At 44.4% G+C, this 26,907-nt stretch carries 24 protein-coding genes; 15 read left to right on the top strand and 9 right to left on the bottom strand.

Features of this window, described 5'->3' with window-relative positions:
* Window positions 1–2: 2 nt before the first annotated feature.
* The 6 genes from E7Z59_RS12380 to E7Z59_RS12355 all read right to left on the bottom strand — a co-directional run bounded on the left by E7Z59_RS12380 (window position 3) and on the right by E7Z59_RS12355 (window position 5,196).
* Window positions 3–869, bottom strand: a complete 867-nt coding sequence (locus tag E7Z59_RS12380; RefSeq protein WP_136336656.1) for a rhomboid family protein — start codon at window positions 867–869, stop codon at window positions 3–5.
* A complete protein-coding gene (locus tag E7Z59_RS12375; RefSeq protein WP_136336655.1) occupies window positions 869–1,621 on the bottom strand; it encodes a rhomboid family intramembrane serine protease in 753 nt (250 codons plus the stop codon). Before E7Z59_RS12375 ends, E7Z59_RS12380 begins: the two co-directional genes overlap by 1 nt.
* Entirely contained in the window at window positions 1,622–3,490 is a 1,869-nt protein-coding gene (mutL, locus tag E7Z59_RS12370) for a DNA mismatch repair endonuclease MutL (protein ID WP_136336654.1), read from the bottom strand. It abuts the gene before it with no gap.
* A complete protein-coding gene (locus E7Z59_RS12365; RefSeq protein ID WP_136336653.1) occupies window positions 3,490–3,783 on the bottom strand; it encodes a hypothetical protein in 294 nt (97 codons plus the stop codon). Before E7Z59_RS12365 ends, mutL begins: the two co-directional genes overlap by 1 nt.
* Before the next feature lie 166 nt (window positions 3,784–3,949).
* Window positions 3,950–4,432, bottom strand: a complete 483-nt coding sequence (gene ribH / locus E7Z59_RS12360) for a 6,7-dimethyl-8-ribityllumazine synthase (protein WP_136336652.1) — start codon at window positions 4,430–4,432, stop codon at window positions 3,950–3,952.
* Entirely contained in the window at window positions 4,432–5,196 is a 765-nt protein-coding gene (locus E7Z59_RS12355; RefSeq protein ID WP_136336651.1) for a tetratricopeptide repeat protein, read from the bottom strand. Before E7Z59_RS12355 ends, ribH begins: the two co-directional genes overlap by 1 nt.
* 136 nt (window positions 5,197–5,332) lie before the next feature.
* Between E7Z59_RS12355 and recF the strand changes: the two genes are divergently transcribed.
* The 3 genes from recF to E7Z59_RS12340 are packed head-to-tail and all read left to right on the top strand — an operon-like array spanning window position 5,333 to window position 7,147.
* The gene (gene recF / locus E7Z59_RS12350; protein WP_136336650.1) at window positions 5,333–6,421 is read left to right on the top strand and encodes a DNA replication/repair protein RecF; all 1,089 of its coding nucleotides are present in this window, start codon (window positions 5,333–5,335) and stop codon (window positions 6,419–6,421) included.
* Window positions 6,422–6,428: 7 nt separating this feature from the next.
* Window positions 6,429–6,851: a lipocalin family protein gene (locus E7Z59_RS12345; RefSeq protein ID WP_136336649.1), complete on the top strand. Its 423-nt coding sequence runs from the start codon at window positions 6,429–6,431 to the stop codon at window positions 6,849–6,851.
* Entirely contained in the window at window positions 6,851–7,147 is a 297-nt protein-coding gene (locus E7Z59_RS12340) for a DUF721 domain-containing protein (RefSeq protein WP_136336648.1), read from the top strand. Before E7Z59_RS12345 ends, E7Z59_RS12340 begins: the two co-directional genes overlap by 1 nt.
* Window positions 7,148–7,211: 64 nt before the next feature.
* Here E7Z59_RS12340 and E7Z59_RS12335 read toward each other — a convergent pair whose 3' ends face one another.
* Window positions 7,212–7,631 carry a nucleoside-diphosphate kinase gene (locus E7Z59_RS12335; RefSeq protein ID WP_136336647.1) on the bottom strand — a complete coding sequence of 140 codons (420 nt, stop codon included), beginning with the start codon at window positions 7,629–7,631 and terminating at the stop codon, window positions 7,212–7,214.
* Between the two features lie 56 nt (window positions 7,632–7,687).
* On the bottom strand, window positions 7,688–8,719 hold the full coding sequence (locus tag E7Z59_RS12330; RefSeq protein ID WP_242015623.1) for an alkaline phosphatase D family protein: 1,032 nt from the start codon (window positions 8,717–8,719) through the stop codon (window positions 7,688–7,690).
* 71 nt (window positions 8,720–8,790) lie between these two features.
* Between E7Z59_RS12330 and E7Z59_RS12325 the strand changes: the two genes are divergently transcribed.
* From E7Z59_RS12325 to E7Z59_RS12315, 3 genes are read left to right on the top strand one after another with little or no spacing between them, the layout of a single operon-like run.
* The gene (locus E7Z59_RS12325; protein ID WP_136336646.1) at window positions 8,791–9,807 is read left to right on the top strand and encodes a DHH family phosphoesterase; all 1,017 of its coding nucleotides are present in this window, start codon (window positions 8,791–8,793) and stop codon (window positions 9,805–9,807) included.
* Window positions 9,804–10,367, top strand: a complete 564-nt coding sequence (gene gldI, locus E7Z59_RS12320) for a gliding motility-associated peptidyl-prolyl isomerase GldI (RefSeq protein ID WP_136336645.1) — start codon at window positions 9,804–9,806, stop codon at window positions 10,365–10,367. Before E7Z59_RS12325 ends, gldI begins: the two co-directional genes overlap by 4 nt.
* A 29-nt stretch (window positions 10,368–10,396) precedes the next feature.
* Window positions 10,397–11,509 carry a peptidylprolyl isomerase gene (locus tag E7Z59_RS12315; protein ID WP_136336644.1) on the top strand — a complete coding sequence of 371 codons (1,113 nt, stop codon included), beginning with the start codon at window positions 10,397–10,399 and terminating at the stop codon, window positions 11,507–11,509.
* A 329-nt stretch (window positions 11,510–11,838) separates the two neighbouring features.
* On the opposite strand, the gene E7Z59_RS12310 is transcribed toward E7Z59_RS12315, so the two are convergent.
* A complete protein-coding gene (locus E7Z59_RS12310; protein ID WP_136336643.1) occupies window positions 11,839–13,302 on the bottom strand; it encodes an aminoacyl-histidine dipeptidase in 1,464 nt (487 codons plus the stop codon).
* Between the two features lie 72 nt (window positions 13,303–13,374).
* Here E7Z59_RS12310 and E7Z59_RS12305 point away from each other — a divergent pair, with 72 nt between their 5' ends.
* The 9 genes from E7Z59_RS12305 to E7Z59_RS12265 all read left to right on the top strand — a co-directional run bounded on the left by E7Z59_RS12305 (window position 13,375) and on the right by E7Z59_RS12265 (window position 26,897).
* Window positions 13,375–14,442, top strand: a complete 1,068-nt coding sequence (locus E7Z59_RS12305; protein WP_136336642.1) for a DUF3810 domain-containing protein — start codon at window positions 13,375–13,377, stop codon at window positions 14,440–14,442.
* Window positions 14,443–14,532: 90 nt separating this feature from the next.
* Window positions 14,533–17,526, top strand: coding sequence for an amidohydrolase family protein (locus E7Z59_RS12300; protein WP_136336641.1), 2,994 nt, complete (start codon window positions 14,533–14,535; stop codon window positions 17,524–17,526).
* Between the two features lie 6 nt (window positions 17,527–17,532).
* Window positions 17,533–18,834 (top strand): amidohydrolase family protein, encoded by a 1,302-nt coding sequence (locus E7Z59_RS12295; RefSeq protein WP_136336640.1) that lies wholly within the window; start codon window positions 17,533–17,535, stop codon window positions 18,832–18,834.
* A 100-nt stretch (window positions 18,835–18,934) separates the two neighbouring features.
* Window positions 18,935–19,738, top strand: coding sequence for a TrmH family RNA methyltransferase (locus E7Z59_RS12290; RefSeq protein WP_136336639.1), 804 nt, complete (start codon window positions 18,935–18,937; stop codon window positions 19,736–19,738).
* An 8-nt stretch (window positions 19,739–19,746) separates the two neighbouring features.
* A complete protein-coding gene (locus E7Z59_RS12285; protein ID WP_136336638.1) occupies window positions 19,747–20,979 on the top strand; it encodes a M48 family metallopeptidase in 1,233 nt (410 codons plus the stop codon).
* Between the two features lie 41 nt (window positions 20,980–21,020).
* A complete protein-coding gene (locus tag E7Z59_RS12280) occupies window positions 21,021–23,225 on the top strand; it encodes a RelA/SpoT family protein (protein WP_136336637.1) in 2,205 nt (734 codons plus the stop codon).
* 40 nt (window positions 23,226–23,265) lie between these two features.
* Complete coding sequence (locus tag E7Z59_RS12275; RefSeq protein ID WP_136336636.1) at window positions 23,266–23,712, top strand: Fur family transcriptional regulator; 447 nt, start codon at window positions 23,266–23,268, stop codon at window positions 23,710–23,712.
* Between the two features lie 15 nt (window positions 23,713–23,727).
* Window positions 23,728–24,999 (top strand): adenylosuccinate synthase, encoded by a 1,272-nt coding sequence (locus E7Z59_RS12270; RefSeq protein WP_136336635.1) that lies wholly within the window; start codon window positions 23,728–23,730, stop codon window positions 24,997–24,999.
* 128 nt (window positions 25,000–25,127) lie between these two features.
* Window positions 25,128–26,897: an OstA-like protein gene (locus E7Z59_RS12265; protein ID WP_136336634.1), complete on the top strand. Its 1,770-nt coding sequence runs from the start codon at window positions 25,128–25,130 to the stop codon at window positions 26,895–26,897.
* The last annotated feature ends 10 nt before the right edge of the window (window positions 26,898–26,907 follow it).

Raw genomic sequence — 26,907 nt, 5'->3', positions numbered from 1 at the left:
GATTAATCTTCCTTACCTGCTTTAAAGAGAAAATCCTTCTCTTCTTTGGTAAGACTTTCATAGCCGCTTTTGCTGATCTTATCAAGTATGGCGTCAATATGTTTTTGGTACTCTTGTTTACTTGGCTTATCATCGCGGTTCATTCTCTTGCTTCTGTGAACCGTTTTCAGGTTACTCCTTTTTCGCCTTGAAAAAGAGCTTCCCAACCGGTCTATGAGGTTACCAAAGCCCTCTCCTATGTCTTTCCCGTCCATTAATTTCTTCGCATAGAGAAAGCCTAAAAGTTCACCGCCAAGGTGGGCCAGGTGCCCTCCGCTATTGCCCATGGGCAGCTGTATGAGGTCTAACAGTACCACAAAAACACCGATATACCAAAGCTTCACATTAAAAAATATGACACGTACCTCCTGGTTGGGCAGATAGGTACACACAAAGAGTAAAACCGCCATAACCGCTGCCGAGGCACCTATCAGGGAAGTGTTGATGCCTGAGAAAACAGGAAAAACATTATAACTGAGCAAGAACACCAGACCTCCGGCTATGGCTCCCAGGAAATAAACATTGATAAAGGTTTTAGCACTGAACAGGTTCAGAAAAATACGTCCTGAAAAATAAAGCAACAGCATATTCCAGAAAACATGCCAGATCCCGCCGTGAAAAAAGGAGTAGGTAACAACAGACCAGGGCTGCACAATAAAATCGCCGAATGCCTTAGGCAGTTCAAACCAACGCATCAGAAAACCGTAATCCAGTCCAAATAAGAATGCCAGCAATGTGTTCACAATATAGATGACCACATTGATCACAATTAACTTCTCAGCAATGTTGAGTCGTGAAAATTTGTATTGCAGATCTTTAGTTACGCTCATTAATCCCAACGATTATTTTTAAACTGATTTCGTTTCCAGTACCACATCATAATAAATCCGAACAAGGCACCGCCCACGTGGGCAAAATGCGCTATACCGGAACCGAAGATAGACATTCCCGTAACACCCGAAAAAAGGTCCAGAGCTATTAATATAGGAATAAAATATTTTGCTTTTATAGGAACCGGGAGGAAGATCAACATAAGTTCGGCATTCGGAAACATCATTCCGAAAGCAACCAATATTCCATATACAGCACCCGAAGCTCCTACCGCAGGTATATTATACGACATGGCGAAATTCTGCATCACCTTATTCGATATACCTTCTACCTGGAGATACTGCCCCGGCGGAATGGTAGGTAACAGTTCTGCGATACGATCCGGCGTATACCCCGCCCCTATCATGGCCTGGTAGCCTTCTCTGAACTGGTAATAATTAACCAGCGTATGGATCAGGGCGGCTCCTATACCTGCCGAGAAATAGAAGAACAGAAACTTATTACGGCCCCACATTTGTTCCAGGGGAGAACCAAAGGCCCACAGGGCATACATATTGAAAAGAATATGAAAGATCGAGCTCTTATCATGCATGAACATATGGGTCACGAATTGCCAGATTCCGAAATTGTCATTTTCAGGAAACCAGAGCGCCATGGCATAATAAAACTCATCGTTCAATAGCTGAGCAGCCACAAAGAACAAAATATTAATGATCAGCAAGTGCTTGATCGCATCTGTTACTCTTCTCATTTACAAAAAGCGTTTATCGATCTCATCTACCGTCAGGGTGATAAATGTAGGTTTATTAAAAGGTGATATGTCGGGTTGTTTGGTGGCAAAGAGATTATTCACCAGTGCCTGTTGGGAGGTTTGATTAAGGTGTTCTCCCGATCGAACCGCCAGACTCTTGCATAGCATGCGCGCAACCATATCGGCTTGTGAAAAACCTCTTTCCGGCAGATCGTTCTGAAGATCTGATAATAACTGATCGAGAACGATGGTGGTTTCACTTTCAGATACATTTACCGGAATACCCGTGATCTCTACTGCCTCTCCCTCGGTGGAAGAAAATACAAACCCGGTACTCTCCAGGCTTTGCTTCAACTCCATGAGCAGACTCATTTCTGTTGGACTCAGGTTCATTTTCAATGGAAACAATAACTGTTGGCTGAGACCTCTTTGAACGGTGATATTCTTGAGAAATTCCTCATAGAGTACTCGTTGATGTGCCCTGCGCTGATCTATAATCACCAAACCTGACTTTATGGTGGTTACAATATACTTTTTATGCAGTTGATAGGTAGGGGATTCTGTTGCTGTTGATTCATCATCGAAAAGCGAACCCGTAACCTCTTCCGATTCAAGTTCTATAGAGCTAAACTCTTCTTTCTCTTCCAGGCCTACATAAAGATTCTCCCAGGAAGCGTTATTCGACTTGCTTTGGAAAGACCCTCCGAAATGCGTTGTCTTTCTTTCTGATGTCTGACCACCGGAGACCGGTGTTTCTTCTCTGAATGGATTAAAGGAGCTGTCAACTTCAATGGTAGGCATCTTGGCAGAGACCGCCTTGTTGTAATCATAAGGCGTATCTAAGTTGGCATCCCTGTCAAAGTCCAGAATAGGTGCCACATTGAACTGCCCGAGACTATGCTTTACGGCAGATCTGATAATGGCATATATAGTATGTTCGTCATCGAACTTGATCTCTGTCTTAGTTGGATGAATATTGATATCTATACTACCCGGGTCTACGTCGAGGAAAATAAAATAGCCCGGATGGTTTTGCTCTTTGATCAATCCTTCAAAGGCAGCCCCGATCGCGTGATGTAAATATGGGCTTTTTATAAAACGATTGTTTACAAAAAAGAACTGCTCACCACGGGTTTTCTTGGCATATTCCGGCTTGAGCACAAAACCACTGATAGCTACCACTTCGGTCTCTTCCTGTACGGGTACAAGACGCTCATTGGTCTTATTCCCGAAAATATGAACAATACGCTGCCTGATATTTGCAGCAGGAAGCTTGAAGAGTTCATTCCCGTTGTTAAAAAGATCGAAGGCAATATCAGGGTGAGCGAGGGCTACTCGCTGAAACTCATCAATAATATGACGCAATTCCACCGCATTAGACTTCAGAAAATTACGTCTTGCGGGAATATTAAAGAAAAGGTTCTTTACCAGCATCGAGGTACCACGGGCACATGCCGTTGCCTCTTGTGAGATCAACTTACCTCCTTCTATGCGGATACTGGTCCCGATCATATCATCATTATCGCTCGTGTTCATCTCCACGTGAGCAATAGCCGCTATAGAGGCCAGGGCCTCTCCCCGAAACCCTTTGGTATCGAGCCGAAAGAGATCTTCTGCCGATCGTATCTTGGAGGTGGCATGTCTTGAAAATGATAAACGGGCATCGGTCTCGCTCATACCCTTCCCGTCATCAACAACCTGGACTAGTGTTTTACCGGCCTCTTTAACGATAAGCTGTATATGTGTGGAGCCGGCATCTATGGCATTTTCCAGAAGTTCTTTCACCACAGAAGCAGGTCGCTGTACCACCTCACCCGCTGCGATCTGATTTGCAACATGGTCCGGTAAAAGCTGAATGATGTCTGCCATTAAAATAGTTTGTCTAGGTTAATAGATCTGAGCGCCACATAGGCGAACATAAAAAGGAAGACAAGGATCACAAAGAACCGTACTCTTGTATTGATAGAGGCAGATGCCTTACGCTGTGATTTCCAGTCATCTCTGAAGCTCTTTCTGCGATACCCTTTGAAATAATCCTCATCAGACCGGGCCTCCTTACTTCTTTTAAGTTCTTCCAAACGCTCTTTGCGTTCATCGTAATACCGGGGCGTATAACTATACGTCTTATTACCTCGTTGTTTAAAAAGGGATGGGAGCTTCATGTCTCAAATTTACTTAAAATGCAATACAATGCCATCGGGTAACTCCTAAAAATTGTTAAGTAACACAAGGGATACACGAGGAGCTGTAATAAGATACAGCTAACGATAAGCCATAAAAAAAGACAGGAAGAACCTGTCTTTTAAGATCTTACTATGGCTATGAACCCTATTGCGCTAAAACCGCCATTTTAATGGCTGCAACAGCAGCTTCTGATCCTTTATTACCGTGTTTGCCACCACTGCGGTCTTTCGCCTGCTGCATATTGTTATCGGTTAGCACACAAAAGATAACAGGGGTATCGGTTTGCACATTGAGATCCATGATACCCTGGGCGGTTGCCTGGCATACAAAGTCAAAATGCTTGGTTTCTCCCTGGATCACACTGCCTATCGCGATCACTGCGTCCGGTTTTGTCTTTTCAATCAGAGCCTTTGCTCCGAAAGTCAGCTCAAAGCTTCCCGGAACATTGTATCGGGTAATATTCTCCAGAAGGGCACCACAATCCAACAATGTTTCTTCAGCACCCTTATAGAGCGCTTCGGTGATCTCCTCGTTCCATTCAGAAACAACGATCCCAAACCGAAAGTTCTTCGCGCTTGGGATCTGTTCCTTATCGTAATGTGATAAATTCTTATTCGCTGTGGCCATTATTGAAGGGTTTTGGCTTTCCCTATAAAGATATCAATTGTTCTGGCTTCTTCAGAATTCGGAAACTCATTTTTTATCCTTTCAAAGTAAGTCACAGCACGCTCATTTTCTCCAAGTTGCATGGCCAGCGTACCGGCTTTGTAAAGAAACTTAGGAGTGGTAAAGCTATTATTATTGTGAGCTATGGCTTTTTCGTAATATTCCATGGCTTCTTCAGGCTGATCTAACTGTACAAAGGCATCTCCGATATTTCCCTTGGCCAATGCTCCCAAAATAGGATCGTCAGACTTAAAACCTTCCAGGTAGTTAATAGCCTCCTGGTACTGTTGAATATTCAAATACGCCATTCCAGCACTGTAATGCGCAAGGTTCGCAGCCTTGGTCCCTCCGTAGTTATCAATAATATCAAGAAGGCCGTACTTTCCTGCAGCACCATTTAGGGCCAGGTTATAAAGAGAGTCTTTTTCTGTACTGTTTACAGCCTGGTCAAAATACTGCTGTGCAAAGAATATCTCATTAGAGGCTTCCACCTCCTTAGGCTTTTGTATAAATTGCTGATATCCGAGAAAGGCCAGCACTGCAACTACAATTACACCGATTCCCGTAAGGATATACTTTTGGTTCTGAATAACCCATTCTTCAGTCTTACCGGCACCTTCATCCAGGGTATTAAACACCTCTGCTGTTGCACTGTGCTCTTCCTGAACCATAGTCTCCTCGTTTTGTTTCGCCGGCTTATAGCCTCTTTTCTTATACGTTGCCATTAGATCAATTTTAATTATATGCCCCGCAAAAATAAAATTTATATTGAAATAGGAAAGCCTTTATATTTGTTTATTTTCGATATTTTGCGCTACCTATTTAGCCTGTAAAACCTGCAAAAATAAAGGGGCCGGACCTATGATCCTGAAACAGTTATCTCTTATCAACTACAAGAATTTTGACTCCCGTAACTTTGAACTGGACGAGAAGATCAATTGTTTTGTGGGTAATAACGGGATCGGAAAGACCAACGTCCTTGATGCCGTGTACCACCTTGCCTTTGGCAAAAGCTATTTTAATCCCGTAGCCTCTCAAAATATTCGTCACGGCGAGGATTTTATGGTCATAGAAGGACTTTTCAGCAAGGAAGGCAAAGACGAACGTGTAGTACTCAGCCTGAAAAAAGGGCAGAAAAAAGTGATCAAGCGAAACGGGAAGATCTACGACAAGATTTCCGATCATATAGGCTTTATCCCGCTGGTCATCATCTCTCCTGCCGATCGTGATCTTATCATTGAAGGGAGTGACACCCGAAGAAAATTCATAGACGGAGTTATTTCCCAGAGCAACCCCGCCTATTTACATCAGCTTTTATCGTACAACAAGCTGCTTTCACAAAGAAACTCCCTGCTCAAGTATTTTGCCCTGAATAACACTTTCGACCGGGACACCCTGGAGATCTACGATCTTCAGATGGACACCCTGGGGGCGGAAATATTTGAACAACGCAAATACTTTCTTGACACCTTTATCCCTATCTTTAAGGAAAGATACCTGGCCATTGCCGGAAAAGACGAGGGCATTTCCCTCAACTATGAGAGTCAGCTCTTTGAAAATGATCTAAAAACCCTGTTCAGAGAGTCGATCAACAAAGACAAGGCATTGCAGTACACCTCCAAAGGGGTACATAAGGATGATCTTAAATTCGAGATCATGGGGCACCCTGTTAAAAAGTTTGGAAGCCAGGGGCAGCAGAAGTCGTTTCTTATCGCGCTGAAACTGGCCCAGTTCGACTTCCTGAAAGAACGCGCCGGAGTAACCCCCTTATTACTACTTGATGACATCTTTGATAAATTAGATGAAAACCGGGTAGGACAGATCATTGCCCTGGTAAATAAGGAAGAATTTGGACAGATCTTTATCAGTGATACCCATCCTGAAAGAACTGAAGAGGTGGTAAAAGCCACCCATCAAACCTATAAGATGATTAAATTGTCTGAAGTATAGACCCTTTATGAAACGTATCTCTATATTTTTTTTACTGCTGACACTGTTAACCACCCTTATCGGGTGCAGTGAACCACCGCAACTGCAACATCTTGAAGGGTACTGGGAGATCGAGAAAGTTGATATTCCTGAACAAGGCACCAAGGAATATTCCATCAGCACCACCCTGGACCACTACCAGCTCCATTCAGACAGTACCGGAGCAAAAACCAAGGTAAACCCACAATTGGATGGCACCTTTATAACCTCCGGACACCAGGAGAATTTCAGCATAGAGATCAAAGGCGATGTTATTCTCCTTCATTACAACACCCCCTTGACCAGCTATAGCGAAAAAGTGGTGCAACTGAAACCGGAAAGTCTCATTCTTTTGAATGACAGGAATATGAAATACACCTATAAACGCTTTAAAAAAATTGAATTGGAATAATGGCAAAACGCAGAAATGAATACCATTCTTTAAGTGATGCTTTAAAAGAATTTATTGGTGAGAACAGACTCGAGAAAGGCCTTGAAAAAATTGACGCCAGGGATGCATGGATCAAATTAATGGGAAATGGCGTTAACAATTACACCACGGATGTTCAATTAAAAGGAGACACACTTTATGTTTCTTTAAGTTCTTCGGTATTACGTGAAGAATTGAGCTACGGCAAGGAAAAGATCAAAACCATGCTCAACGAAGAATTGGGCAGGGAGATCATACAAAAGATCATTTTACGATAAAAAAATGCCCGGAAGACTCTTCTTCCGGGCATTTTTAAAATATTCAGTGCTGTATAAACTCCAATTAGAAGATCTCTCTTCCTGAGAAATGAAACGCTCCTTCAATAGCAGCATTCTCATCACTATCTGAACCGTGTACTGCGTTCTCTCCGATAGAGGTAGCATATAATTTTCTGATCGTACCTTCAGCAGCTTCAGCCGGGTTGGTCGCTCCGATAAGCGTTCTGAAATCCTCAACTGCATTTTCCTTTTCAAGGATAGCAGCAACGATAGGACCTCTGGTCATAAATTCAACAAGCTCTCCAAAGAAAGGACGTTCTTTGTGGATCGCGTAGAATTCTTCCGCATCGCGGGTGCTCAACTGCGTAAATTTCATCGCAACAATCTTAAATCCTGCTGCAGTGATCTTCTCAAGTATTGCTCCGATATGACCGTTTTCAACGGCATCGGGCTTGATCATTGTAAATGTTCTGTTTGTAGCCATTGTGCTTGATTAAATTCGGGGCAAAAGTAAGGCTTTTAATTGTAAATACAAGAAGATTAATACCCCTGCTCTAATTCATGCAGCACCTCCCCGTTATCTCCTATCATCAGCATGGTAGCCTTATTTTCCGCAAAGTTCAATCGCAATACTCCAAAACTCTTTTTGGTAACGAAATTACCAACGCGAAACGGGTTCTCTTCCTTTTGGAGATCTTCCCAGGTATGAGTGAGTCCGCTGGAAGTAAAATCCACCAGCGGATAACGCATTCCCTCAGCATTAAAACGGGAGAATTCTGAAAAGTGCCGGTCACCTGACAAAAACATTACGGCCTTGGCCTTACTGTCTCTAATGAGTTTGAACAACCGCTCTGATTCCAACGGGAAATTCCCCCAGGTTTCAAATCCATGCTTATTAGACAGAACTTGAACACTACTGACAATGATATTGAAATCGGCATCTGATTTAAACAATTGAGTTTCCAGCCATTTCCACTGCTCCTCTCCAAGCATCGTACTTCCCGGTGCACGGTTTGGAAGATACTTCTTTTTACCCTCCCCAAAATTCTTGGTCAAAGGGCTGCGAAAGTAACGGGTATCAAGAATGATCAGCTTCACCTTTCCTTTGGGTGTTGCATATTCCTCCACATGATACACCCCCTCCTGCATCCGCCGGGGATGATTTCTGGGCACGTCCATAAAATCTAGAAATAATTCCTGGGCATCTTCTTTGTAAGGGTAATTGGCACCGGCGTCGTTCTGCCCGTAATCGTGGTCATCCCAGGTTCCGGTAACATGCATTTTCTTTTTGACCTCCCGGTAACCCTCCTGGTACCGCTGTTCTTCATAAGCCCTTCTCTTTTCACGTTTATCATTGGTGTCGGCATAAACATTATCTCCCAACCACACCCATACCGATGGGTTTTGAGCAATAACATCATCCCAGAGAAGGTTTTCTTCATCTTGTTTGTTACACGACCCAAAGGCCATAACAAAATCTCCATTCTGAAGGTCATAGGCAGCACCCGACGAAGCCGACTTACAACCCGTCATGATGGCCCCGGCCATCATCAAAAAAAGTATATTCCGCATTAGTTTAGAGGTCTCCTACAAATGTACTACTTCTTTATTAACTCTTGCATTAAAAATGTATATTGCACGCAATGAAAAATGAAGCTGCAACAGTAGTAAAGAAGCTACTGGACACCCCAAAAAAAATACTTATTATACCTCATAAAAATCCGGATGGTGATGCCATGGGCTCTTGTCTCGGACTCTATCATTACCTGGAGCAAATGGGGCATCAGGCCGATGTTATCGCCCCTAATGATTACCCCGACTTCTTGAAATGGCTTCCGGGAAATGACCAGGTACTCATCTATGAAAGCCAGGAGGAAGTATGCAAGGAAAAGATTGCCGGGGCTGACCTTTGTTTCACCCTTGATTTTAATGCCTTAAACCGCATCGGGAACCTGGAACATGCCTTGAATGATTTTCAGGGAGATTACATCATGATAGACCACCATCAGCAACCGGATGATTATGCTGTTGTTACCTATTCTGATGTAACCATGAGCAGCACCTGCGAAATGGTCTTTCATTTCATTGCGGCCCTGGGTGGTCTGGACGAGATCCGGGCTGAGTCGGCCACCTGCCTTTATACTGGAATAATGACCGATACAGGCTCCTTCAGGTTTCCGGCCACCACCCCCACCACCCACCGGGTGATCGCCGACCTTATAGAAAAGGGAGCAGAAAATTCAGCCATACATAACCGGGTTTATGACGCCAACTCTCCTGAGCGTTTGCAATTACTGGGCTGCGCCTTAAGCAACCTGGTGGCCCTGGAAGAGTTCAATACGGCTTATATAACGCTTTCGGCTAAAGAACTGGAAAAGAATCACTTTAAAAAAGGCGACACCGAAGGTTTTGTAAACTACGGCCTCAGCCTGAAAGGAATTCGTTTTGCCGTGATCTTTATCGAAAATGCCCAGGAAGGCATCGTTAAGATCTCCCTGCGCTCTAAGGGCAACTTTTCGGTAAATGAATTTGCCAGGAATCATTTTAACGGAGGTGGCCATATCAATGCAGCCGGTGGCCGTAGTGATGAAAACATGGAAGACACTATAAAAAAGTTCTTAAGTTTACTGCCACAATATAAAGACCAACTTACCTCATGAAACAGTATCTTTTACTACTGATCCCGGTTTTCCTTATGGTAATATCCTGCCAGGACCCTGAACCCCGACGGCCTGTCAGCGCAAGAACGGGAAGCTTTATAAAGGAATCTATTGACCGCAACAAGAAATTACTTGAAGCTGAGGAAGCCCGGATCAAAACCCTGATCGCTGCCGATTCTCTTCATCATTATCAACGCTCTGCCAACGGATACTGGTATACCCTTGAGCAACCCGACAGCACAACAAATTACTACCCTAAAGAAAACGACCTGGTCAAGATCGCATACGAGATCCGAAACCTTGACAGCACCTTGATCTACAGTAAAGAGTCTATCGGGGAGATCGAATTTAAGGTAGACAAGGAAGCCCTATTTCCCGGGCTCAGAACCGGGGTGAAACTGCTACGAGAAGGAGAAACCGCCCTGTTCTATTTCCCTTCAGCCATGGCCTACGGTTATCACGGAGACGAAGACAAGATACAGACCAACACCCCATTAATGACCTGGGTGACTCTTTTAGAGGTAACGGAAAAGGCCTCAGACAGCATTATTCAAGAATAAAACCCTAAATAAAAACGCTTAAAATCAACATGAAGAATTTTAGTTTAATCATTCTCTTAGGCCTTATCGTAACGGCCTGCTCAAGTTCTAAGTTTTCAGATCTTGACGATGGGCTCTATGCCGATATTCAAACCACCAAAGGCAATATGGTGGTAGAATTGTACTACGAACAAACACCGGTTACCGTTGCCAATTTCGTGAGTCTTGCAGAAGGCACCAACGAGTATGTTAATGAGCAATACAAAGGAAAGCCCTACTACGACAGCATTGTTTTTCACAGGGTGATCAAAGGATTTATGATCCAGGGAGGAGACCCAACAGGAACCGGTCGCGGAGGCCCGGGATACAAATTTAAAGATGAGATCGTTGACTCTTTAAAGCACGACGCCAAGGGTATCTTATCTATGGCCAATGCCGGACCCGGAACCAATGGAAGTCAGTTCTTTATTACCCATGATACCACTCCATGGCTGAACGGAAAACACACCGTTTTTGGTAAGGTACTGAAAGGACTGGAGGTAATTGACTCCATCGCCAACACCCCGGTATCTCAAAACCCTGCTACCCCCAACCGTCCCGAAGAAGACATCCTGATAGAAAAGGTAGAGATCATCAGAAAAGGAAAAGACGCCAAACGATTTGACGCTCCTGAGGTGATCGGAGGCTTTTTCAGAGAGGCTGAAGAAAAAGCTGCGGCCATGCAGCAGATGAAAGACGAGACTGCAGCAGAGTTTGACCAGCAAAGAGAAGAAGCACAGACCACCGCTTCAGGCCTGAAATATATATACCTCAAGGAAACAGATGGTAAAAAACCAGCAGACGGAGAGACCGTATTGGTCAATTATGCAGGATTCTTAAGCGATGGTAACCTTTTTGACACCAGTGTAGAAGAGGTTGCTGCGACCTACGGCAATTTAAACCCAAGAAAACGCGATATGGGTGGCTACCAGCCCTTCCCTATGATGGTAGGTCCGGAAGCGCAAATGATCCCCGGGTTTAAAGAAGCCCTGAGTATGCTTAAGACCGGAGAAAAGATCAGGGTGTTTATTCCACCTCATCTCGGTTACGGAGAAGCAGGTGCTCCCCCGGTAATACCACCGAATTCAGAACTGATCTTCGATCTGGAGATCGTTGAAGAATAATAAAAAAAGCCTTCTGAAAATCAGAAGGCTTTTTTTTGTCATGCGGTTATGCAGTTATGCCGTTATACGGTTACGCAAAGTGAAAACGAAGAGGATAATTAACCCCTACTTTTTAAGGAGGACTGAGCGTTAATAAACGGTCTAGTAGACCTTTTTAGCGAAAGGGCCAGCTGGCGCGCTGGGGAAAGGGCGGGGTGGTTATTCAGTTACATGATATCTGATTTACGACCCCTAATATGGGCAGGCCTATTCAGGCATGCTCAGTCTGTTAACTGCTATCTGCTAACCGTAAACTGCAAACTAAAAAAAGCGGCTCCCGCCGCTTTTTTTTATTCTTTCTCCGGTATATTCCCCAGAATCTCTTTGGTGTATTTCCAGAACTTCTCAACTGAAGCAATATTAGCACGCTCATCAGGCGAATGGGCACCTTTAATGGTAGGCCCGTAACTGATCATATCCATATCCGGATAATTCTGCCCCAGGATACCGCACTCCAGGCCGGCGTGACAAGCTACCACCTCGGGAGTCTCGTTAAACAGTTCTTCGTATTTTTTCTTCAACACCTTTAAAATAGCGCTTTTTGGATTTGGCGTCCACCCCGGGTAACTCCCACTCAGGCTAACCTCACAGCCACTCAGTTCAAAAGCGGCTCTCAGGCTGTTTGCCAGATCGATCTTGGAGCTTTCAACCGATGAACGGGTCAGGCATTGAATTTTAACATGTCCGCCCCCTATTTTAACCCTTGCGATATTATTCGAGGTTTGCACCAGATCTTCCATATCAGGGCTCATGCAATACACCCCGTTCAATGCGGCATACACAGCCCGTGTGATACCCTCCTGCACTCCCAGTTCCATCACCTTGGCCGGCGCTTCAGTGACCCTGGCAGTGATCACCATATTAGGCTCTGCGTTTTTATACTCCTTTTTAATGGCCGCTGCCAATTGATTAAACTCAAAGGCAAAAGCATCGTGATGAATTTCATCAACCACCACAGTGGCACGACTTTCCCGCGGAATAGCATTTCGTAATCCACCCCCATCTATTTCGGCAATTCTCAGCCCGAAATTTTCAAAGCCGTCCATTAACAACCTATTCATGATCTTATTGGCATTGGCCAGTCCGCGGTGAATATCCATCCCGCTATGTCCGCCCTGAAGCCCTTTTACTGTAATCGTATAGGCGGTTACCTTTTCCGGGGTATCTTCCTCCCGGTACGAGCGAACGGCGGTAATATCCACCCCTCCGGCGCAACCTATATCGATCTCATCATCTTCTTCTGTATCGAGATTCAGCAGAATTTCTCCCTTTAACAGGCCTCCTTTCAAACCCTTGGCTCCCGTCATTCCGGTCTCTTCATCAATGGTAAATAAGGCCTCGATCGCCGGATGCGGTATATCGTTGCTTTCCAATACTGCCATAATAGCCGCAACCCCCAGTCCGTTATCAGCTCCCAGGGTGGTTCCTTTTGCACGTACCCATCCGTCCTTCACGAACATTTCGATACCCTGGGTATCAAAATCGAATTCGGTATCATTATTTTTTTGATGCACCATATCGAGGTGCGATTGCATTACTACCGGCTTTCTGTTCTCCATTCCGGGAGTAGCCGGCTTTTTGATGATCACATTCCCAACCTCATCGGTAAGCGTCTCAAGTCCAAGCTTATTTCCAAAGGCCACCATAAACTCGATAACCCTTTCTTCTTTCTTAGACGGTCTTGGCACCGCATTGAGATCGGCGAAATTCTTCCAGACGGCTTTAGGCTCAAGGGCCCGTATTTCTGCACTCATGTATGTTGTTTTTTTTGATCCTAGACAAAAGTAATACATGAAATTAAGAATCGCTTTACTATTTTTGGATGCATGTCTAAAACCCTAAGAACCCTTTTTGCCCTTTCGATCATTCCCCAGGTCATCCTGGTAAATTGGTTATCAAGACATCCGGAATGGATAGAAGAATGGTACAGCCAGGGGTTTTATGCCTGGTTCTCAAAAGTGTTCAGGTTCATCTTCGGGTGGATCCCTTTCTCGGTCGGCGATATTTTCTATACCATCCTGAGCCTGCTCATCATCAGGTTCTTTATTGTAAAAGGCCCTCTTTTCATCAGAAGCACAAGAGAGTTTTTCAGACAGCTTTTCATGGGTATATCCATGTTGTATTTTGTATTTCATCTTTTCTGGGGCCTCAATTATCACCGGCTGCCCCTGCACGAAAAGCTGGCACTTTCTGATGAATACACCACAGAAGAGTTAAAAGATTTTACCCAAAGACTCATTACAAAAAGCAATGAGGCCCATGCCAGGCTCGCTCCCCATGATTCCATCATGATCAAAATTCCTTACAGCCATGCTCAGATCTATAACATGAGTACAGCCGGGTATGATAAATTGAAAGAAGAGTTCCCTTCTCTGGCCTATACTCCCAGCAGTATCAAGACAAGCATTTACAGCCTCCCCTTAACCTATATGGGGTACAGTGGATACCTGAATCCATTTACCCTGGAAGCCCAGGTAAACGGAATGCAGATCGACTTTAAATATCCGGTGGTAGCCTGCCACGAAGCCGCTCACCAATTAGGATATTCTGCAGAGAATGAAGCTAATTTTATAGGGTTTATGGCTGCCATTCATAACAGCGACCCCTATTTTCAATACTCCGGATACATATATGTACTTCGTTACTGCCTTGGGGAGATCAAAAGGCGGGATATCGAATTATTTAACGAAATGAACACCACTATCAACCCCGGCATTCTGAAGAACTTCATGGAAGTAAGCATGTTCTGGAGACGCTACCAAAATCCTGCTGAACCGGTCTTTAAAAGTACCTTCAACTCCTACCTGAAAGCCAACAATCAAAAAGCAGGTATCAGGAGCTACAGCTATGTAGTGGCCTTGCTGGTAAACTACTATAAAAACAGATCGCTGTAAACGTTAAAAAAAACTAAAACGGCCATAATTTCCTACAGCTTCTGCTATTTTTAGGCCTCTTTAAAAACCATTAACTAATTATCTATTTCTATGAAGTTAAAATTTTTCCTGCTGGCATGGCTATGCTTCGGGTTATCGCTTCATTCCCAGGAATACTTTCCAAAGAATGACGGGATAAGCAACGAGAGAAACAGCCATACCGCTTTCACCGGAGCAACCATCCATGTTTCCCCGAATGAAGTATTAGAAAATGCCACCTTGCTGATCAAAAATGGTAAGGTAGTAGCTGTTGGATCCAATATCGCGATTCCGGAGAACTCTGTACAGATCAACCTGGAAGGAAAACATATCTACCCTTCCTTTATAGACCTCTACAGCGATTTTGGAGTGGCTGAACCCAAACGAGTAGGCAGGGGTAACAACCCGCAGTATGACGCAAGCCGTGAAGGTTACTACTGGAACGACCACATCATGCCCGACCAGAAAGCATTAAAAGATTTTGCCTACGACAGCAAAGCGGCAGCAGACTACCTCAAAGCCGGATTTGGAGTACTGAACACTCACAAGGCTGATGGGGTAATGAGAGGTACGAGTTTATTAGTAGCCTTAAACAACCAAGGCGACAATAATGACCGAATTATACGCCAGGATGCAGCTCAGCATATGTCTTTTTCACGGAGTATCGCTTCGGCCCAAAGTTATCCGTCATCTCTGATGGGAACCATGGCCCTCATCAGACAGGTGTATCACGATGCTAAATGGTACAAAAATGAAGGTGCCGAGCAAACTGACCTTGCTTTGGAAGCTTTTAATGCTAACCGAAATCTTCCGGTAATCTTTGAAGCCGGAAACAAGCAAAACGCCTTAAGAGCCGATAAGATCGCTGATGAATTCGGCGTAAAATACATTTTGAAAGGCGGAGGCGATGAGTTTGAGAATGCAGATGCTATTGCAGCTACCAATGCTTCTTTTATCATTCCTCTGGATTTTCCTGCAGCTTATGACGTGTCTGACCCTTACCAAACCAGCAGGATCAGCCTTGCTGATATGCGTATGTGGAACCAGGCCCCTCAAAACCCGGCAGTACTTGCCTCTAAAGGTGTAGAATTCAGCTTTACTGCTGCAGACCTGAAGAAGAAAAACGAATTTCTTCCCAACCTGAGAAAGGCCGTTACCTACGGACTTGATAAAGAACAAGCCCTGGCCGCCTTAACCTCTATTCCTGCCCAACAAATAGGTATGGGCTCCTCTTTGGGGATGCTTAAATCAGGATACCATGCGAATTTCCTGGTCACTTCAGGAGATCTTTTTGAAGAAGGCAGCACCATATTTGAAAACTGGGTGCAGGGAGAAAGGTATACTATTACCGACATGAACATAAAAGACATCCGTGGCGACTACAAACTCAATGTAGCAGGTAACAGCTACGACCTTAAGATCAGTGGTGAGCTTTCCAAATTAAAATCAGAGATCACCAAAGACAGCGCTAAGATCGCTTCTAAGATCGATTACAAGAATAACTGGGTAAACTTGTTCTACACCCCTGGCGGAGAAGGCGACACTGAATTCGTGCGCCTGAATGCACAGACCGGAAAAGACAATACCCTGAAAGGTTCAGGAGTGCTTACTGATGGAAGCGCTGTAAACTGGACGGCTACCTTAGAAAAAGCCTTTGAACCCAAAGACAAAAAGGAAGACAGTAAAACACCTGAGGTGCTTCCGGTTTCATACCCTAACATGGCTTATGGATTTGCCCAGAAACCAAAGCAGGAAGAAGTGCTATTCAAAAATGCAACCGTCTGGACCAGTGAAGAGGCAGGAATCCTTGAAAACACCGATGTACTGGTTAGAAACGGTAAGATCGCTGCCATAGGAAAAGACCTGAGTGCAGGTAATGCTACCGTGATCGATGCCACAGGTAAACACCTTACCGCCGGTATCATTGACGAACATTCTCATATTGCTGCTGCCTCTATTAATGAAGGCGGACACAACAGTTCTGCAGAGGTACAGATCGAAGACGTGGTAGACCCGGAAGATATCGACATTTACCGCAACCTGTCAGGAGGAGTAACAACCATACAGATCCTGCACGGTTCTGCCAACCCTATTGGAGGTCGTTCTGCCCTGATCAAGCTCAAGTGGGGTGAAGATGCCAATGAGATGATCCTGGATAACAGCCCGAAATTCATCAAGTTTGCCTTGGGTGAGAATGTAAAGCAATCCAACTGGGGCAGTACCGTTCGATTCCCGCAAACCCGTATGGGAGTAGAACAGGTTTTTACCGACTATTTCCAGAGAGCCAAGGAATATGATGAGCAGTGGAAAGCATACAATGCACTTTCTAAAAGACAAAAAGAGCGTACCACAGCACCAAGATATGACCAGGAAATGGAGACCATTGCTGAGATCTTAAACGGAGAACGTTTTATTTCCTGTCACTCTTATGTACAGAGTGAGATCAATATGTTGATGAAGGTTGCCGAAAAATTTGATTTCCGCATTAACACCTTTACACACATTTTGGAAGGATATAAGGTAGCTGATAAAATGGCAGAGCACGGAGTGGGTGGCTCCACTTTCTCTGACTGGTGGGCGTACAAGTTTGAGGTAAATGATGCCATTCCTTACAACGCAGCTATTATGCACAACCAGGGGGTTACCGTAGCCATCAACTCTGACGATGCTGAAATGTCAAGACGTCTGAATCAGGAAGCTGCCAAAACAGTTAAATATGGTGGCATGAGTGAAGAAGAGGCCTGGAAGTTCGTAACCATCAACCCGGCAAAACTTCTGCATATAGACGACCGTACCGGAAGTATCAAAGAAGGTAAAGATGCCGACCTGGTACTATGGAGCGATCACCCGATGTCTGTTTATGCTGTAGCAGAGAAGACCATGATCGAAGGGGTAACCTACTACGATTATGAGCAAATGCAGGAAATGCACGAAGTAAATCAACAGGAGCGCAACAAGCTCATTAACATGATGCTTTCTGCCAAGAATAATGGCATGAAAACCAAAGCGCCTGAAATGAAAGAAAAGATTCATCTTCACTGCGATTCAGAAATCTATCAAAAATAAGATACCATGTTAAAATTTAAATATATCATAGCTTCCCTCCTGTTTGCCGGAGCATGGATGGTGCAAGCGCAACAAACTCCGGCCCCGTCTCAAGACGGGTCTATCCTGATCACCGGGGCAACGACCCATATCGGAAACGGGCAGGTGATCGAGAACGGTGCCGTAGGATTTGAAAATGGAAAGATCACTTTTATCGGGGAGGCATCGTCAGCCGATTCAGCTTCTTTTGACCAGGTGATTCAGGCTGATGGTAAACACGTTTACCCCGGGTTCATTACGTTGAACTCTACCCTCGGACTTGTAGAGATCGATGCTGTGAGAGCAACTAATGACATTGAGGAGATCGGGAACATCCTGCCACATATTCGTGCGATCATCGCTTACAATGCCGAATCAAAGATCGTAGAAAGCATGCGTCCCAATGGAATTCTGACTGCTCAGATCACCCCACGTGAAGGACGTATTTCGGGTACTTCGTCGGTAGTACAACTCGACGCATGGAATTGGGAGGATGCTGCCATAAAAACTGATGACGCCATTCATATGAACTGGCCCAACAGCTTTACCCGAGGCCGATGGTGGCTTGGTGAAACCGGATTGAAGCCCAACGACAAGTACCAGGAACAACTGGAAGAGGTTTCTTCTTTCCTGAAAGAAGCTAAGGCTTACCAGGCCGGAGACCAGGAGCCAAGAAACCTTGCCATGGAAGCCATTCTAGGTGTTTTTGACGGCAGTAAAAAGCTCTATGTTAATGTAAACGGTCAAAAAGAGATCCTTGACATGATCCACTTCATGGAAAACCACGGAGTTGCTTCTCCTGTGATCGTTGGTGGAAATCAGGCCGATGCGGTAGCAGATGTACTCGCAGAGAAAAATATCCCTGTAATTGTTACCAGGCCTCACAGTCTGCCCTCTACAGAAGACACCCATGTTAAAAAACCATTTATGCTCGCCTCTCAACTTGTTAGTAAAGGTGTACTAACAGGTATCGATGTTAGTGGACGTATGGAGCGAATGAACACCCGTAACCTGCCTTTCTACGCAGGTACGGTGGCTGCCTACGGCGTAGACAAAGAAAAAGCGGTGCAGATGATCACCGGTGATGCTGCCAAAATTCTCGGGATCGACTCCTTTATCGGAACCCTTGAAGAAGGCAAGGATGCTACCTTGTTCATATCAGAGGGTGATGCCCTGGATATGCGTACCAACCAGGTTAGCAAAGCCTTTATACAAGGAAGAGATATCAGCCTTGAAACCCATCAAACTGAACTTTGGAAGCGATATTCTGAAAAATACGCCCGCGATTAAAGCATAGAACTATAGTAGTTTTCATGAAAGCATTCCTTATTTAGGGAATGCTTTCTTTTTTACCACCTCTTTGTGGTATTTTTGAATAAAATTCAAGCTCTTGAAATATATCTCCAGCACTCAAAACAAACTCATTAAAGAGGTCCTGCTTCTAAGAGATAAATCCCGCCAACGCCGTAAAACGGGATTGTTTGTGAGCGAAGGCCATCGCGAACTTGAACTCCTGTTAAAAGGCGGCTACAAGGTTCATACCCTGTTTGCAGCCAAGGGCATTGCCAATATAGAGGCTATGGAAGACCTTATTTCCCGCTCCGAACAGAAACCTGAGATCATCGAAGTAAGTGAGGAGGTTTATAAAAAGATGGCCTACAGAGAAACTACTGAAGGTATCATAGCAATGGTACACAGCAAGACTCACGATCTTGACAGCATTCGGTTTTCTGATAAAAACCCGTTGATCCTGATCGCAGAAGCCCCCGAAAAACCGGGTAATATTGGCGCCTTATTGCGCACTGCCGATGCCGCCAACCTCGATGCGGTCATTATTGCTAACCCAAAAACCGACCTTTATAACCCAAATATTATCCGATCAGGAGTGGGCTGCCTGTTTACCACCCAGGTAGCCACGGCTTCCACCACTGAGATCCTTGAATGGCTGGAACAACATGGTATTAATGTCTATTGTGCGGCACTTACAGCTTCTGTAAATTATCACACCGTAGACTATTGTGCACCATCGGCCATTGTAGTAGGAACTGAAGCCACCGGATTAACCGATGAGTGGCTGCAGGCCTCTACCCAAAACATCATCATCCCCATGCAGGGTGAGATCGACTCTATGAACGTATCTGTGTCGGCCGCAATCATTATTTTTGAGGCGAAGCGACAACGAAATTTCGAATAAACCCAACGATGGAACCCCAAACAGTTTTCTACATTATCATTGCGATCCTGCTGGCCGACTTCTTTATTGACCAGGTATTGGATTATCTGAATTACACCCGCTTTGATGCCCCGGTACCGAAGGAGTTATCAGATGTGTACCCAACAGATGAATACCATCGATCTCAGCAATACAAAAAAACCAACTACCGGTTCTCTGTAATAAAATCCTGGGTATCTATCGTGATCACACTGCTGTTTTTTACCCTCGGTGGTTTTGAATGGGCAGACCGCCTGGCTTTAAACATCTCTTCTCAACCCATACTCCGGGCATTGCTGTTCTTCGGCATCCTTTCAGTGTTGAGCGGGCTGCTTAGTTTACCCTTCTCCCTTTACCACACCTTTGTGATCGAAGAAAGGTTCGGATTTAACAAAACCACCCCGAAAACCTTTGTGACCGACAAGATCAAAGGGGCACTGCTCGCGGTTGTTTTTGGAGGGGGCATTCTGGCACTATTCATGCTTTTCTACCAGTATACCGGAACTAACTTCTGGATCTATGCCTGGATTCTTATCACCCTGGTTTCGGTACTTACCAATATGTTTTACAGTCGGCTCATCGTACCGCTTTTCAATAAACAGACACCCCTGGAACAAGGCAGCCTTCGCGAAAAAATCGAAGCCTACGCTCAAAAAGAAGGCTTTGAACTTCAAAAGATATTTGTGATCGACGGCTCTAAGCGGTCTACCAAGGCCAATGCCTATTTCTCAGGTTTTGGCAAAGAAAAAAGAGTTACCCTTTATGACACCTTGATTAATGACCTGGAGGAAGAAGAAGTGGTGGCTGTCCTGGCCCATGAGGTAGGCCATTACAAAAAGAATCATATTCTTTTTAACCTGTTCGCCTCAGTTGTTTTAACCGGTCTGACCCTATTCCTGCTGTCACTTTTTCTGAGGGTTCCGGAGCTCTCCCTGGGGATCGGTGTCAGTGAGCCCAGTTTTCATGCCGGATTACTGGCTTTTGGAATGTTATACAGTCCGATCTCAGCAGTAACCGGACTGGCCATGAACCTTCTCTCAAGAAAATTCGAATACCAGGCAGATGCTTTTGCAAGGATCACCTACCGGGCAGCTCCTCTTGTGAATGCCCTGAAAAAATTATCGAAAAATAGTTTGAGTAACCTTACCCCTCACCCGGCCTATGTTTTCGCTCACTATTCCCACCCGCGATTATACGATCGTATCAAGGCACTTCAGGCATAGAATTTGTTGATAGTTCAAAGAGATTATCTTATTTTTAGAGTATGGCGGTATTAGATCTGGAAAAAGAAAACAAGGAGATAGCGAAACAGTACAAGGAGTTGCTTCGCATCAGTTATCAGGCGCTTTCTGATGAGGATAAAAAACTCATCCGAAAAGCCTTTGATATTGCCGTTGATGCCCATAAGGATCAGCGGCGCAAGAGCGGGGAAGCTTATATTTTTCATCCTATCGCAGTGGCGAAGATCGTAGCCGACCAGATCGGACCGGATGCAACAGCCATTGCTGCGGCCTTGCTTCATGATGTGGTGGAAGACACCTCCTATACCCTGGAAGATATAGAGCAGCTGTTCGGAGAAACCGTGGCCCGTATTGTTGACGGCCTAACCAAGATCTCACAGTTAAGTTCAGAGCAGGACATTTCACTTCAGGCAGAGAACTTCAGGAAAATGTTGCTCACCCTGAATGACGATGTCAGGGTGATCCTAATTAAGATCGCTGACCGTCTTCACAATATGCAAACCATGGATTCTATGGTTGACTATAAGCAAGTGAAGATCGCCTCTGAAACCCTGTACATCTATGCCCCCCTGGCCCACAGGATCGGTCTGTACAATATTAAAACAGAACTGGAAGACCTCGGGTTAAAATATACCGAACCCGATGTATACTACGATATCAAGGAAAAGATACGAGACAGCCAGGAAGAACAGAAAGCCTATATAGAAGCTTTCTCAAATGTGATCGAGGAAAGCCTGGATAAAGAAGGCTTGAATTACATTATTAAAGGCCGTCCGAAAAGTATTTTTTCCATCCGACGTAAAATGAAGGCCCAGAACGTGAGTTTTGACGAGGTCTATGACAAATTTGCCATACGTATCGTATACAAGAGCGACCCTGCCAACGAGAAATTCCTGGCCTGGAAGATCTATTCGATCGTAACCGATCACTTCCGCCCCAACCCTGTTCGCCTTCGTGACTGGATATCATCACCAAAGACCACAGGATATGAAGCCCTTCATATTACCGTCATGGGCCCTAAAGGCCGCTGGGTAGAGGTTCAGATCCGTTCAGAACGGATGCACGAGATCGCAGAAAAGGGATATGCCGCACACTTTAAATACAAACACGGCGAACAAAAAGAACAGGGTATAGATATCTGGCTGAACCGTTTACAGGAGGCCCTGGAAAACGCAGACGGGAATGCAGTTGATTTCGTGGAAGAATTTAAACTCAACCTCTACAGCCAGGAGATCTTTGTATTTACCCCGAAAGGAGAATTGAAATCCTTACCGAAGGGTGCCACCCCTCTTGATTTTGCTTTTAGCATTCATACCGAGATAGGATTAAAGACCAGAGGCGCAAAGATCAATGGGAAACTGGTTCCCCTGAACAGGGAGCTCAGCAGTGGAGACCAGGTAGAGATCATAACTTCAGAAAGCACCAAACCCAATGCCAACTGGCTTGATTATGCCACTACTGCAAGGGCCAGGGCAAAGATCAAATCTTCTTTAAAAGAAGAGCGGAAGAAAATTGGCGAAGAAGGAAAAGAGATTCTTCGAAGAAAACTACGACAGCTTAAGGTAAGTCTGAACGAAAAAGTAGTGAATGATCTCGTGGTTTTCTTTAAACTGAAAACCAGTCTTGACCTGTTTTACCGAGTGGGTATAGGGACTATCGACAACCAGATGCTTAAAGATTTTGCAGCAGCACGTAACAATAAGCTGTTGAATTTCTTTAAGACGAAAATGCGCAAACCCGGCAAGGTTGAAGACATTAACAAGGAAGAGATCACCAACAAATACGACCTCCTTGTTTTTGGCAAGGAAGAAGAAAAACTTGATTATAAATTTTCTCCCTGCTGCAGTCCCATTCCCGGAGATGACGTGTTCGGTTTTATTACCATCAACGAAGGGATCAAAGTGCACAAAAAAGATTGTCCGAATGCCATTACCCTGCAGTCTAATTATGCCTACCGTATCATTCCTGCAAAATGGATCGATTCGTCTCAGCAGGAATTCACTGCCCTGATCAGACTGGAGGGTATTGATAACCTGGGACTGGTTAGTGATGTAACCAAGGTTATCTCTACCAATATGCATGTGAACATGAAAAACATAAGTTTTGATACCGAAGGAGGTATTTTCTCCGGTAAGATCACGGTAGAGGTAAAAAACAAGAATATTCTTAAGAAACTAATGACCAATCTCAGCAAGATCAATGGGATGAATAAAGTGGTTCGAATTTAATAATTAATACTACATTTGTACCCTAAATCGTATGACGCACATGGCGGAAGAAAAGAACCAGGAAATCGTTAAGAACGTTTTTACTAAGTTTTTAGAAGAACACGGGCATCGCAAAACCCCGGAACGCTACGCCATACTTCAGGAAATTTATGACAGCGACGATCATTTTGATATAGAATCACTCTACATCAAAATGAAAAACAAGAATTATCGCGTTAGTCGTGCCACCCTTTACAATACCATAGAACTTTTGCTGGATTGCAGCCTGGTAAGAAAGCACCAGTTCGGACAGAACCAGGCCCACTATGAAAAATCGTATTTCGATAAGCAGCACGATCATGTGATTCTTACCGATACAGGAGAAGTGATGGAATTCTGTGACCCGAGGATCGAAAGTATTAAAAAGACCATTGAAGAGGTTTTTGATATTAAGATCCAGAACCACTCTCTTTACTTCTATGGTACTAAAAACAAAGAAAATAATTAATTACAGTACATAAAAATGGCAGTAGATTTACTACTAGGGCTCCAATGGGGCGACGAAGGAAAAGGAAAGATCGTTGATGTTCTCACCAGAGACTACGATATAATTGCTCGATTCCAGGGAGGCCCCAATGCAGGACACACCCTTGAGTTTGATGGCATCAAACACGTACTGCACACCATTCCCTCAGGTATATTTCACGAAAACGCCATCAATGTAGTGGGGAACGGAGTGGTTATTGATCCTGTGATCTTCAAAAAAGAACTGGAGAATCTTGACCAATTCAATCTTGACATCAAATCAAGACTCCTTATCTCCAGAAAGGCACACCTTATCCTGCCTACACACCGTTTACTGGATGCCGCTTCTGAGGCAGCAAAAGGAAAAGCTAAGATCGGTTCTACCTTAAAAGGAATTGGGCCGACTTATATGGACAAGACCGGAAGAAACGGGATTCGTGTAGGAGATCTTGAATTGGATGATTGGAAGGAAAAATACAGAGCCCTGGCCGACAAGCATGAGGCAATGATCAAATTCTACAATGTAGATGTGGAATACGATCTGGAAGAAATGGAAAATGAATTCTTTGAGGCTGTTGACAGACTTAAGCAGCTCACCTTTATTGACAGTGAAGAATATATACACCAGGCCATTAAAGCCAATAAGTCTATTTTAGCTGAAGGTGCACAGGGATCTTTGCTTGACATCGATTTCGGAACCTATCCGTTTGTAACCTCTTCTAACACCACTGCCGCAGGAGCCTGTACCGGTTTAGGAGTCGCTCCGGGCAAGATAGGCGAGGTATTGGGGATATTTAAAGCCTACACCACAAGAGTAGGTAGCGGTCCCTTCCCTACCGAATTATTTGATGAGGTTGGAGAGACCATGGGCCGTGTTGGTAATGAATTTGGCGCCACCACCGGAAGAAAGCGTCGTTGCGGATGGTTAGATCTTGTTGCCCTGAAATATGCGGTACAGATCAATGGAGTTACCCAACTTATGATGATGAAAGCCGACGTTTTAAGCGGATTCAAGAGCCTTAAAGTATGTACCGCCTATAAATACCGTGGAGAGCAGATAAGCCACCTACCGTACAATATCGAAAGTGAGAACATTGAGCCGGTATACAGCGAACTCAAAGGATGGGATAAAGACCTGACAACGATAAACTCTGAAGAGGAGTTCCCGAAGGAGCTAAACGATTATATCAGCTTTCTTGAAAAAGAACTTGAGGTGCCGGTTAAGATCGTTTCTGTGGGTCCTGACCGTACACAAACCATTCACAGGTAAGCTCAACAAACTTCTATTGGTTGAAAAACGCATCGGCTTATTCCGATGCGTTTTTTATAGCACCCTGTAAATCACTACAGCCCCCTAACCCAAAAAGCGTTATTTTTGAATTCCAAAACAGCATTACTTTGAAGTTAACAATTCAAATAGCACTGGTTTTTCTTTTTGCTTTCACAGCTAAACTCCATGCCCAGGAGCCTAAAAAGATCATCATTAACCATCCCGGTGATTTTACCAAAGATGATAAGAAATACCCCGGAGCAGATATCATGAGTAAAGACAATCAGCAGGTGCAATTCGAGCATGATGGTATTGACCTTTGGTGTGATGTTGCCGTATTTTGGCGAAAAGACAACCGGATCCAGGCCTTCGGAAATGTATTCTTCAAACAGGGTGATACCCTGAGAATGACCAGTAATTATGCAGAATACGATGCGAACACCAAAATTGCCCTGGCGCGTGAAGGGGTAAGACTCCAAAACAACTCAATGAGTCTGACAACCGAAGAGGTGAGATTTGACCGGAACGCACAGCTGGCCTATTACAACACCCCGGGAACCGTAAGAGATACTGCCAACACCCTAACCTCTAATCGGGGCCGGTATTACCTGGAGACCGACAAATATGAATTCAGCAGTGAGGTAGAGATCACCAACCCCGATTATAATATTGAAAGTGACCGGCTTGATTACTACACCAAGTCGAGAACAGCCTATATGTACGGACCTTCTACCATTACCGGTAACGACTACCGTATTTATTGTGAAAGAGGGTACTACAATACAGTATTTGAAAAGGGTTATGGGGTCAAGAACACCCGTATTGACTACAATGACCGTATCATTTTTGGCGATAGCCTTTTCTTTGATAAAACCCGGTCGTTCGCTTCAGCCACCAACAACATACAGGTCATTGACACCATCAATAATGGGGTGATCAAAGGGCATTATGCCGAGGTTTTCAAGAATGAGGATTCTGTTTTTGTAACCAAAAAAGCCCTGGCCATCTCTGTTTTTGAAAAGGATTCACTCTATATACACGGTGATACCCTGATGGTAACCGGACCGGAAGACGGGCGTATTATCCGGGCCTTTAAAGACGCCAGGTTCTATAAGAGTGATATGAGCGGTAAATGTGATTCCATTCATTCAGACCAACGAACCGGGATCACACGGTTTTACACCTATATTCCTCCGGGAATACCCGATAATCAATTGGGCCGTTACAGACCCATTATCTGGAGTGCCAACTCTCAAATGACCGGAGACAGTATTCTGTTGGTATCGAATACAAAAACTGAAAAACTAGACTCCTTAAAGGTATTGGGCAATGCCTTTATTATTCAAAAAGACAGTTTGAGCCATGTGAAGTATAAGGAGGAGTCGAAGAAAGGATTTAACCAGATCAAGGCGAAAGACCTTTATGGCCACTTTGAAAATAATGAGCTGCAATACATCGATATGATAAAAAATGCAGAACTCATTTACTATCTGTGGGACGATAAGGGTGAATTTATCGGTATAGACAAACGACTATGCGGGAAAATTAATTTTACGCTTAACGATAATGGCATCGACAAGGTAACCTCATTTATCAATGTAGATGGCCGAATTCATGCCGAGGGCGCCCTCCATGAGAATGAACGCAGATATCCCGGGTTTTACTGGAGGGGAGATGAAATGATCACCGGAGTCAACGATCTCTTCAGTGCTGAAGATAACGCAATTGAACTGACACCCATTCGTGGGATCAACGAACCTATAGATCCTGACAACCCCGACCTCACCCCTGAAAACCTGTTAGACAATGAGGAGGAAACTCCCACTGACAAAAAAACAGAAGGCAGGCCCAAAGCAATGCTCAAACCTAAGGAAACAGCGATGGAGAAACATCAATAACCGTCAGCAA

Origin of the sequence: Robertkochia marina (assembly GCF_004799345.1) — a bacterium.
Taxonomy (GTDB): domain Bacteria; phylum Bacteroidota; class Bacteroidia; order Flavobacteriales; family Flavobacteriaceae; genus Robertkochia; species Robertkochia marina.
Note: the sequence above shows the minus strand (reverse complement) of the source record. Positions and strands in the feature narration are given on the sequence as shown.